The 9,576-nt window shown below is 61.8% G+C and carries 13 protein-coding genes; 8 read left to right on the top strand and 5 right to left on the bottom strand.

Translation table 11 applies throughout. The features are described 5' to 3' along the window. A partial coding sequence (locus Q0X85_RS09120; RefSeq protein WP_297771555.1) for a thiamine pyrophosphate-binding protein occupies positions 1-1,060 on the bottom strand: 1,060 nt, incomplete at its 3' end. 206 nt (positions 1,061-1,266) lie between these two features. Here Q0X85_RS09120 and Q0X85_RS09115 point away from each other — a divergent pair. The 6 genes from Q0X85_RS09115 (at position 1,267) to Q0X85_RS09090 (ending at position 5,069) form a co-directional block, all read left to right on the top strand. After that, a complete protein-coding gene (locus Q0X85_RS09115) occupies positions 1,267-1,878 on the top strand; it encodes a ribonuclease H-like domain-containing protein (RefSeq protein WP_297771554.1) in 612 nt (203 codons plus the stop codon). A 2-nt stretch (positions 1,879-1,880) separates the two neighbouring features. Next, positions 1,881-2,495 (top strand): LPS export ABC transporter periplasmic protein LptC, encoded by a 615-nt coding sequence (lptC, locus tag Q0X85_RS09110; protein WP_297771553.1) that lies wholly within the window; start codon positions 1,881-1,883, stop codon positions 2,493-2,495. Positions 2,496-2,551: 56 nt separating this feature from the next. Beyond that, complete coding sequence (gene lptA / locus Q0X85_RS09105) at positions 2,552-2,995, top strand: lipopolysaccharide transport periplasmic protein LptA (RefSeq protein WP_297771559.1); 444 nt, start codon at positions 2,552-2,554, stop codon at positions 2,993-2,995. Continuing rightward, positions 2,992-3,750, top strand: a complete 759-nt coding sequence (gene lptB, locus Q0X85_RS09100) for an LPS export ABC transporter ATP-binding protein (protein WP_297771552.1) — start codon at positions 2,992-2,994, stop codon at positions 3,748-3,750. The genes lptA and lptB overlap by 4 nt, the downstream gene beginning before the upstream one ends. A 244-nt stretch (positions 3,751-3,994) precedes the next feature. After that, positions 3,995-4,558 (top strand): ribosome-associated translation inhibitor RaiA, encoded by a 564-nt coding sequence (gene raiA, locus Q0X85_RS09095; RefSeq protein WP_297771551.1) that lies wholly within the window; start codon positions 3,995-3,997, stop codon positions 4,556-4,558. A 46-nt stretch (positions 4,559-4,604) separates the two neighbouring features. Continuing rightward, a complete protein-coding gene (locus Q0X85_RS09090) occupies positions 4,605-5,069 on the top strand; it encodes a PTS sugar transporter subunit IIA (RefSeq protein ID WP_297771550.1) in 465 nt (154 codons plus the stop codon). Between the two features lie 63 nt (positions 5,070-5,132). Here Q0X85_RS09090 and Q0X85_RS09085 read toward each other — a convergent pair whose 3' ends face one another. From Q0X85_RS09085 to Q0X85_RS09070, 4 genes are all read right to left on the bottom strand, one after another. Beyond that, positions 5,133-5,462, bottom strand: a complete 330-nt coding sequence (locus Q0X85_RS09085) for a DUF1294 domain-containing protein (protein ID WP_297771549.1) — start codon at positions 5,460-5,462, stop codon at positions 5,133-5,135. Between the two features lie 54 nt (positions 5,463-5,516). Beyond that, positions 5,517-6,110 carry a recombination mediator RecR gene (gene recR, locus Q0X85_RS09080; protein WP_297771548.1) on the bottom strand — a complete coding sequence of 198 codons (594 nt, stop codon included), beginning with the start codon at positions 6,108-6,110 and terminating at the stop codon, positions 5,517-5,519. A 67-nt stretch (positions 6,111-6,177) separates the two neighbouring features. Continuing rightward, a complete protein-coding gene (locus tag Q0X85_RS09075; RefSeq protein WP_297771547.1) occupies positions 6,178-6,522 on the bottom strand; it encodes a YbaB/EbfC family nucleoid-associated protein in 345 nt (114 codons plus the stop codon). Positions 6,523-6,630: 108 nt separating this feature from the next. Beyond that, entirely contained in the window at positions 6,631-8,394 is a 1,764-nt protein-coding gene (locus Q0X85_RS09070; RefSeq protein ID WP_297771546.1) for a DNA polymerase III subunit gamma/tau, read from the bottom strand. 188 nt (positions 8,395-8,582) lie between these two features. Here Q0X85_RS09070 and Q0X85_RS09065 point away from each other — a divergent pair, with 188 nt between their 5' ends. Further along, the gene (locus Q0X85_RS09065; protein WP_297771545.1) at positions 8,583-9,071 is read left to right on the top strand and encodes a dual specificity protein phosphatase family protein; all 489 of its coding nucleotides are present in this window, start codon (positions 8,583-8,585) and stop codon (positions 9,069-9,071) included. 61 nt (positions 9,072-9,132) lie between these two features. Next, positions 9,133-9,498, top strand: a complete 366-nt coding sequence (locus Q0X85_RS09060) for a LysR family transcriptional regulator (protein ID WP_297771544.1) — start codon at positions 9,133-9,135, stop codon at positions 9,496-9,498. The last annotated feature ends 78 nt before the right edge of the window (positions 9,499-9,576 follow it).

The raw sequence follows: 9,576 nt of genomic DNA, 5'->3' as shown, positions 1-9,576 counted from the left end.
CCAGCGCCGCGCGCGCCCCGGCCACCTCGCCGCCGGGCCATGTGGTGCGGGGTGCGGTCCCCTCGGCAATGGCCGCCAGCGACGGCCCGCAGGCGCCCACCACATTCATTGTCGCCTGATGCATGTATTGGTCATTGGGCACGGCGGCGATGTCGATCACTTTGACCTGCGCCGGATCCCAGATCTCGCGCCAGCCGGGGCGCATCTCAATGGGGTCGTAGCCGACGCAGAGGATCAGGTCGGCCTGCTCCACGAACGGCACCAGCACCCCATCCGCCAGCGGCGACAGCCCCGCACCGCCAAGGCACAGCGGATGCGTCTCGGGGATGATCCCCTTGGCCTTGTAGCTGGTGATCACCGGAATGTTCAGTCGTTCCGCGACCTCCAGAATCACCGACCCCGCACCTTCGTTGACGGCATCGAGCCCCACGATCATCACCGGACGCTCCGCCGCCGCCAGCCAATCGCGCGCCTTCTCCGGCGCGGCAGGCACCATCGGCACCGCGTCGGGGCGGCGGCGCAGGCGTGGCAGGGTCACGCGGCTGTCGGCCACGGAAATCGGCACGTCGATAAATACCGGACCGGGCCGGCCCTCGGTGGCGATGCCCACGGCCTTGTCGGCGATGATATCGGTCCCCTGCGCCGTCAGGCGAAACGTCGCCTTGGTGATCGGCGCCAGAACCGCCTCGTGATCGAGGATCTGGTGGGAATAGGTCAGCGCCTCATCGGCATCGACGCAGCCCGAGATGACGATCAGCGGCACCCGGTCCTGATGCGCGTTGGCGATGGCATTGACGCCGTTCAACACCCCCGGCCCCAGCGTGGCGATCAGGATGCCCGGCGCGCCGGTGCGATGCCAGACCCCCTCGGCCATGAACGCGGCGGCATTCTCATGCCGCGCCAATGTCACCTCGATTCCGGCCCGCGCCAGCGCATCCATCACCGTCAGTACCTCGCCCCCCGGCATGCCGAATGCGTGGCGACAGCCCGCCTCATAGAGCCTGCGGGCAAGGTAATCGGCGGCGCGGGTTTCGGTTTGATCGGGGTTGGTCACGGGCATGGGGTCTGTCTCCTCTTGCGGCACTTTGTGGCCGAGCGCCGGGCCAACCGCAAGCCGCTTTGCCCTCGCCGGTGCGGCTTGGGCTGGAATTCCTCCCAACTGCGGCTTACATCGCGGTTGAGGCGAGATGTTAAAGCGCCTAAGAAAATCGGGAATTTGATCCCGCATGACAGACGCGCGAAGGACGTGCGACACAAGGATATCCAATGGCGAACCACCTTTATCAGAACGACCTGCCCGACGGGCTGGACCTCGGCCCCGTCGTGGCGATCGACTGCGAGACGATGGGCCTCAACCCGCATCGCGACCGGCTGTGTGTCGTGCAGCTCTCGGGTGGCGATGGGAATGCGCACCTGGTGCAGGTGGCCAAGGGGCAGACCAGCGCGCCCAATCTGGAGCGGCTGCTGCGCGACCGGCAGGTGCTCAAGCTCTTTCACTTCGGGCGGTTCGACATCGCGGCGATGTATAATGCCTTCGGTGCGCTGGCCGAACCGGTCTATTGCACCAAGATCGCCTCGAAGCTCATCCGCACCTATACCGACCGGCACGGGCTGAAATACCTGCTTCAGGAACTTCTGGGCGTCGATATCTCCAAGCAGCAGCAGACCTCCGACTGGGGGGCAGAGGCGCTGACTGAGGCGCAGCTTGAATATGCCGCCTCGGACGTGCTCTATCTGCACCGCCTGCGCGAGGAGCTGGACAAGCGGCTGGCGCGCGAGGGACGCACAGACATGGCGCAGGCCTGTTTCGGGTTCCTGCCGATGCGCGCGCGGCTCGATCTGGCCGGCTGGCCCGAAATCGACATTTTCGCCCATTGAGCATGGCGCGCGCGGATAACACCTATTCGCGGGTCGTGGCGGGGATGAAGGTCCTGCTGCCGCTGATCGCGCTGGGGCTGTTATCGACGATGTTCCTGATCTCACGCACCGTCGATCCATCCAAAACAGTGCCAGTCGGGGAGATCGACCTCGAACAGCGCGCGCAGGACATGGGTGCCACCAACCCCAGCTTTGCGGGGGTCACTGCCGAGGGTGACGAGATCCGCTTTACCGCGGATATGGCACGCCCGGGGCGTGAAAACCCTGAGCGGCTGATCGCGGACGAGGTGTCGGCGCAGCTGCGGCTTGCGGCCGGAACGGTCGTCGATATAACCGCGCGCTCGGCGGCGTTTGAACAGCGCGCATTGACGGCGCAATTGAGCGGTAATGTACATATCAAAACATCAACAGGTTACGTGATCGACACCGAGCAGCTCGATACGAAGTTGGACAAGTTGCATGCAAGGACGCCAGGCCCGGTCACGGCGTCAGGCCCGTTGGGTGACTTCTCGGCACAGCGCATGGTTCTGCGGAATGCGCCCGAGAGCGGTCATCCGGAATTGATTTTCACCGATGGGGTGAAGCTGCTATACCAGCCGAGGGATGTGGAGGACTGAGACCAGTGCGCAAAATCAAACGGTTCGTCGCCGGGCTATTCATCACCTGCCTGCCAATGGTGGCTATCGCGCAAGGCGCACAGGTCGCCTTTGGCAACACGCAGCAAGACCGCAATCTTCCGGTCGAGGTGACGTCGGACAATCTGAATGTGAATCAGAACGACAATACGGCGGTATTCACCGGCAATGTAGTGATCGCCCAAGGCGCGATGAGACTGGCCGCGCCGCGGGTGCTGGTCGTCTATCTCGCGGATCAGAGCGGAATTGAGAGCCTTGAGGCCAGCGGCGGCGTCACGCTCGTGAGTGGCGAGGATGCCGCCGAGGCCACCCGCGCCGATTACAATATCTCGACCGGCATGATCGAATTGCAGGGCGACGTCCTGCTTGTTCAGGGCGCGAATGCCATCACGGGAGAGACCATGTTGGTTGATACATCCGCCGGGACCGCGCAAGTGAGCGGCCGGGTCAAGACCATCCTGCAGCCGGGTTCTGGCGAATGAGCCGCGCCGATCTGACACTCGCCCATGAGAGCACCGGCCTACAGGTCGAGCACCTGCGCAAGAGTTATCGCAAACGCGTGGTGATCAGCGATGTGTCGCTCTCGCTGAGGCAAGGAGAAGTCGTTGCCCTTCTTGGTCCCAACGGGTCGGGCAAAACCACGACATTCTACGCGATTGCCGGGCTTATCTCTTTTGAGGGCGGCCATATTCGCATTGACGGGCGCGAGGTGACGAATCTGCCGATGTATCGCCGGGCCAAGCTTGGAATTGGCTACTTGCCTCAGGAAATGTCGATTTTCCGCGGCTTGTCGGTCGAGGATAACATCATGGCCATTCTCGACATTTCCGAGAGCAATCGGCACAAGCGGCGCAAGCGTCTGGAGCAGTTGCTCTCGGAATTCTCGGTCGAGCATCTGCGCCGCGCCCCGGCGATGGCCCTCTCCGGGGGGGAGCGTCGGCGCGTGGAGATCGCGCGGTGTCTGGCGGCCAATCCGCGCTATCTCTTGCTGGACGAGCCGTTTGCCGGGGTCGATCCGATTTCGGTGGGCGATATCCGGCATCTGGTCGCGGATCTCAAGAAACGCGGCATCGGCGTGCTGATAACCGACCACAACGTGCGCGAGACCCTCGAAATCGTCGACCGGGCGTATATTCTGCACGATGGCAAGGTTCTCATGTCGGGCAGTCCGCGTGATGTGGTGGAAAACGAGAACGTGCGCCGCGTCTATCTGGGCGACACGTTCCGGATTTCATGACGGCCCTTCCCGGGCGGCAAATCCGTGCCTTCAACCTTCAAATGAGATTGACAAGCCGCGTTGAAAGCGCGTCAATTGAGGCATGACATGTGTTGATCTTGCGCTGTTCCCTGAATGGCCCCCGCGACAAGGGCCTGTGTTGGGACAATCTCAACACCTGTCGATTATCAGCATCCGGGACTAGGCGAAATCGTGGCGTAGGCGCGCCGCGCTCGTTACCGGCTTGTCAACCGAAGGAGAGAAGATGCGTTATCAAATCAGTGGAAAGCAGATCGACATTGGCGAGGCCCTGCAAACGCATGTGAAAGACGAATTGGGCAGCGCGGTCGCCAAATACGCGGAGCGACCGACCGACGCCCATGTCGTATTTTCCAAGAGCGCCAGCGAATATGTCTGCGAGACCATCGTGCATCTTTCGACCGGCCTGACGGCGCAGGCCAGTGCCAAGGCACATGAAATTTATGCCGCGTTCGACGCCAGTTGCGAAAAAATGGAAAAACAACTCCGCCGTTACAAGCGCCGCCTCAAGGATCATCATCGCGAAAGAGCAGAGCCGGTTGAACTCTTCGGGGCTTCCTCCTATATCCTCGCTTCAGACAGTGCGGAAACGGAATCAGAACCCGAGAGCCTGCAACCGATCATAGTGGCGGAGATGGAAACAAGAATTCCATCACTTTCGGTCGGTGAAGCGGTCATGCAAATGGAACTGGCGGGGGCTCCGGTTTTGGTTTTTCGCAAGGAAGGCAAGGACTCAGTCAATGTCGTTTATCGCCGGGAAGATGGCAATATTGGCTGGATTGACCCATAACGAGAGGGTGACAGGCGTGTCTTCGCTTGTCTGAGCAGCATAGTCTATGGAAATACCGATGATCCTCAAACCCGAGGCCGTGCGTGCATTGTCAGGTGCAACAAGCAAGAAGCGTCTGATGCAGGAGTTGGGCGGCATTGCCGAATCTGCGTATGGCGTATCGCATTCCGCCGCAGTCGAAGCTCTGCTTGAACGAGAGGGTCTGGGACCGACCGGTGTCGGTCACGGCGTGGCGTTGCCGCATGCGCGGTTGGCTGGGTTGGACCAGGTCGTTGGCGTGCTGACCGTATTGGAAAAGCCGATTGATTTCGATTCGGTGGACCGTCAGCCTGTCGATCTGGCCTTCGCCCTGTTCGCCCCGATCGATGCCGGGGTCGAGCATCTCAAGGCATTGGCTCTGGTGTCGCGCACTCTGCGCGACACCTCGCTCTGCGCCAAGCTGCGGGCCAACACCGATCCGATGACGCTCTATACCATCGTGACGGAGGCACAGGCGGCACAGGCCGCCTGATGTGCCTTGTTGGCTTGTTGCCATGGGAAAATGCGACGTTGGCTGGAGCGTATCCTGAGTGTGCTAGCCGACCAAGTATCCGGCCACCTGATCCACCAGAGCTATGACCGAGGCGCGGAAGTCTGGCAGAACGAGCGCTGCGAGAAAGCCGATATGCAGGACCACAACTGCATTGAGCGAGGTGCGAAACGGCTCTTTGCGGGTCTTGTGGCGGAATATGCCTTGGCCGGTTTTTGCCCCAAGCGATCCACCGACGAGACAAAGCGTCAAGAGCGTGCTTTCAGGCACACGCCAGCGACGTTCTATGGCGCAGCGTTTATCCCACCAGAACAGACCGAACGTCATGAAATTCAGCGTCAGAAGATAGATTAAGGCGAGGACGATAGGGGGCATGGGAGTCGAGTTGTATCCGTCGTGGTCCTGAAAGGACTGGAAAGGAGAGAGGGTTCAGAGGCTCTTGCGCGCCGATAGCGCAGCGCTGATCGTACCGTCGTCCAGATAGTCCAACTCGCCACCAATGGGAACACCCTGCGCAAGCGATGTCAGCGTAACTTTGCCGTCCAGTTGATCGGCGATATAGTGCGCCGTGGTCTGACCATCAACTGTTGCGTTGAGCGCAAGGATCACCTCGGAGACGCGCTCGGCTTCGACGCGCGCCACGAGTTGAGGAATGCGCAGGGTCTCGGGGCCAACCTGATCGAGCGCCGAGAGCGTGCCTCCAAGAACGTGATAGCGTCCTTTAAAGGCCTGCCCGCGTTCCATTGCCCAGAGATCGGCCACATCCTCGACCACGCAGATCTGGCCGTTGGCGCGTTTCTCGCTGGCGCAGATGTCGCAGATATCCGTGGTGCCGACATTGCCGCAGGTCTCACACTCGCGGGCGGTGGCGGCGACGGTCTGCATCAGGTCGGCAAGGGGCGAGAGCAGTAGCGCGCGTTTGCGGATCATGTGCAGCACCGCCCGCCGGGCCGAGCGCGGCCCAAGCCCGGGCAGGCGGGCCATCATGTCAATGAGGGCGTCGATATCTCGGGTACTGCTCAATTGTCGGGTCCGTTTCGCGGGCGTGTGCGTTTGGCATGAGTATTTGGAGAACGATGAAACCGGCGCGTCAGAACGGCAGTTTCATGTCCTTGGGCAGGCCCATGCCTTCGGTCAGTTTGCTCATCTCTTCCTGCGCGCGATCTGATGCCTTGGATTGTGCGTCCTTGATCGCGGCGAGGATCAGGTCCTCGACCACTTCCTTGTCGTCGGAGTTGAAGATCGACGGATCGATGTCGAGACCCTTCAATTCGCCCTTGGCGGAGCATGTGGCCTTGACGAGACCGGCGCCGCTCTCGCCTTCGACCATGAGATTATGCATCTCTTCTTGCAGGTCAGCCATTTTTTGCTGCATTTCCTGCGCAGTTTTCATCATCTTGGCCATGTCGCCCATTTGGCCTAAACCCTTGAACATGCGGTGATCTCCTCTGGATCGAGGCCCGCATGGCGTGCGAGCCGGTTTGAATTCGCTGTCTTTAAGCATATTGGCATGACAAAGGCGACAGGCAAGCGCCCGCCCCGCTCAGTCTTCTTCGAACGGATCCCATTCGTCTTCCACTTCGGGCAGAGCGTCAGCCTCGGCGTGGCTTGCGGCATCCTGCGCGGTCTTGATCTGACTGATTTTCGCCTTGGGAAACGCGTCCAGAACCGCCTTCACCAAGGGGTGGGCTCTGGCCTCTTGCTCTTGCGCGTCGCGCTCGGAATCTCTTGCCTCGCGGATCGTCGGAGCCGTGGCCGAGTTTATGAGGGTGACCGCCCAACGATTGCCGGTCCAGCGTTGCAGCGCGCTGCCCAGCCGTTGGGCCAGGTCGGCGGGGGCATCGGCGGTCGGCGTGAACTCGATCCGCCCGGGCCTGTAATTGCCAAGCCTGACATGACCCTCGACCTCGAGCAATAATTTGACATCGCGATTGCTGCGGATCAGCTCCAGAACGTGTTCAAACGTCGGATAGCGTGCCAGCGCCTCGTCGGGGTCTTGGGCAAGGGCCGGATGCTGTCCGCCCTGCGAGACCGGGCCGGAGGAGCCGGAATGTGTGGGCATGGGCGTGTGCCCCTGCGCATTGCTGGTTTGTGTGGGGGCGGCCCTGACGCTGCCGCCACCGCCCGGCCCCGCGGGCGGGGGGCTGTCCTGAAGACGACGCACAAGGTCTTCGGGGGTGGGCAGGTCGGCGACATGGGTGAGGCGGATGACCGCCATTTCGGCAGCCATCATGGAATTCGGCGCGTCTGCAACTTCGTCGAGCGCCTTGAGGAGCATCTGCCACATGCGCGTGAGCACACGCATTGGCAGCGCCTCGGCCATGCTCAGTCCGCGGGCGCGTTCATCGGGGCCGATGGTGGGATCGTCGGCCGCGTCCGGGGTGATCTTGACCACGGAAATCCAGTGGGTGATCTCCGACAGGTCACGCAGCACTGCGAGCGGATCGGCGCCTTCGGCGTATTGTCCGCTCAACTCGGCGAGAGCGCCCGCCGCGTCACCCTTCATGATCATGTCGAAGAGATCGAGCACACGGCCCCGATCCGCCAGCCCCAGCATGGCACGGACCTGATCGGCGCTGGTCTCGCCCGCGCCGTGGCTGATCGCCTGATCCAGAAGAGACGTCGCATCGCGCGCCGAGCCTTCGGCAGTGCGGGTGATGAGCGCGAGCGCGTCATCAGTGATCTGAGCGCTTTCCTTGTCCGATATGCGGCGCAGGAGGCCGATCATCACTTCGGGCTCGATCCGGCGCAGATCGAAGCGCTGGCAGCGCGACAGAACCGTCACGGGCACCTTGCGGATCTCTGTTGTCGCGAAGATGAATTTCACATGCGCGGGGGGCTCTTCCAATGTCTTGAGCAACGCATTGAATGCGTTGACCGAAAGCATGTGCACTTCGTCGATGATGTAGATCTTGTACCGCGCCGAGGCGGCGCGATAATTGACGCTTTCGATGATCTCGCGGATGTCGCCCACACCGGTGCGCGAGGCCGCGTCCATTTCCATCACATCGACATGGCGGCCCTCCATGATCGCGCGGCAATGCTCGCATTCGCCGCAAGGGTCGGTCGTCGGGCCGCCCGCGCCATCGTGACCCACACAGTTCATGCCCTTGGCGATGATCCGCGCGGTGGTGGTCTTGCCGGTGCCGCGAATGCCGGTCATGATGAAGGCCTGCGCGATGCGGTCGGCCTGAAACGCGTTCTTGAGCGTTCGGACCATGGCATCCTGCCCGACCAGATCGGCGAAGGTCTCGGGCCGATACTTGCGGGCAAGAACCTGATAACCGGTTTGGTCGGTGTCTGTCATGAAGCGGCCTTTGAGGGATTCGTGCCTCGCTAAAGTAAGGCGGTGCAATCGGAGCGTCCACCTTGCTTTTTCGGAAGGATGTGCCAAAGCTGTCTTCTCGGAGGAGAGGGGCGATATGGTCGAGCGCACAGGGTGTCCGACCGTCGTACTTTTGATGTCAGAGTGGTCGAGGCCAAGATTTTAGGATAATGCAAGGTTTTGTCATATACGCGCTGCCGGTCGGGCGCGGCACACTTGCTCTTGCGCCGCTGCCCGGAGCGGGGGGAGACTATGACGGGGATATGGCGCATATCCGCGATTGGAAGCCTGCCATGGTCATTTCGCTGACGACACCTGCCGAAATGCTGGACGCCGGTGCAGGGAGCATGGCGGCTGATGTTCAGGATGCGGGGACGCGCTGGGTCTCGTTGCCGATCAAGGATCTGGACGTTCCGGCCTATGATCAGATCGAAGCCTGGGAGAAGGCCAGCATGACGGCGCGCGGCGCATTGGCCGGCGGCGGGCGGGTGTTGATCCACTGTCGCGCCGGGTGTGGCCGCTCTGGCATGGTGGCGTTACGGCTGATGATTGAGGCCGGGGAAAACCCCGCAGAAGCGCTCAGGCGGTTGCGACAGATACGTCCGTGTGCCGTCGAGACCGAGGCGCAGCTGGGTTGGGCAAGGCGGGTTCGCGGCTGAGCCGCTAGATTTCATCCGGTCCGGGCTTGAGCCCGGTCTGGTAAAGGGCGACAGTCGTATCATGGATAATCAGGTCGAACCGCCGGTCTTGCGTTTGCGCGTCGTTTTTGGAGAGGGCCAGATGATGGGGCCCGGCAAAGCCGAGTTGCTGGAACGCATCGGGCATTGTGGGTCAATCGCGGCGGCCGGGCGCGAAATGGGCATGAGCTACAAGCGCGCCTGGATGCTGATCGAAACGATGAACGCGATGTTTTCGGCGCCCGTTGTCGAGAGCACGCGCGGCGGTCCGGGCGGCGGAGGTGCCGTGCTGACCGGGACCGGATCGGAGGTGTTGCGCCTCTATCGCGCTCTGGAACGGTCGACAGCCGAGGCCGGGGCGGCCGAGGTCAAGGAACTGGCAGCTCATCTGAGGGATATGTCCGAGTGAAGATATCGCTTGTCATGTGATATGCCCTCTGCGATATGTTCGATTGAACATATCGAGGCTTGGAGGATACCATGTCTT

The organism is uncultured Roseovarius sp. (genome assembly GCF_947259555.1).
GTDB lineage: Bacteria > Pseudomonadota > Alphaproteobacteria > Rhodobacterales > Rhodobacteraceae > Roseovarius.
This window is presented reverse-complemented; position numbering and strand designations above follow the sequence as displayed.

Bases quoted from the DNA above. Each gene is read 5' to 3' on its own strand.
- Q0X85_RS09115 (WP_297771554.1), top strand. From the start codon at position 1,267: ATGGCGAACCACCTTTATCAGAACGACCTGCCCGACGGGCTGGACCTC.
- lptC (WP_297771553.1), top strand. From the start codon at position 1,881: ATGGCGCGCGCGGATAACACCTATTCGCGGGTCGTGGCGGGGATGAAG.
- lptA (WP_297771559.1), top strand. From the start codon at position 2,552: ATGGTGGCTATCGCGCAAGGCGCACAGGTCGCCTTTGGCAACACGCAG.
- lptB (WP_297771552.1), top strand. From the start codon at position 2,992: ATGAGCCGCGCCGATCTGACACTCGCCCATGAGAGCACCGGCCTACAG.
- raiA (WP_297771551.1), top strand. From the start codon at position 3,995: ATGCGTTATCAAATCAGTGGAAAGCAGATCGACATTGGCGAGGCCCTG.
- Q0X85_RS09090 (WP_297771550.1), top strand. From the start codon at position 4,605: ATGGAAATACCGATGATCCTCAAACCCGAGGCCGTGCGTGCATTGTCA.
- Q0X85_RS09085 (WP_297771549.1), bottom strand. From the start codon at position 5,462: ATGCCCCCTATCGTCCTCGCCTTAATCTATCTTCTGACGCTGAATTTC.
- Q0X85_RS09075 (WP_297771547.1), bottom strand. From the start codon at position 6,522: ATGTTCAAGGGTTTAGGCCAAATGGGCGACATGGCCAAGATGATGAAA.
- Q0X85_RS09070 (WP_297771546.1), bottom strand. From the start codon at position 8,394: ATGACAGACACCGACCAAACCGGTTATCAGGTTCTTGCCCGCAAGTAT.
- Q0X85_RS09065 (WP_297771545.1), top strand. From the start codon at position 8,583: ATGCAAGGTTTTGTCATATACGCGCTGCCGGTCGGGCGCGGCACACTT.
- Q0X85_RS09060 (WP_297771544.1), top strand. From the start codon at position 9,133: ATGGATAATCAGGTCGAACCGCCGGTCTTGCGTTTGCGCGTCGTTTTT.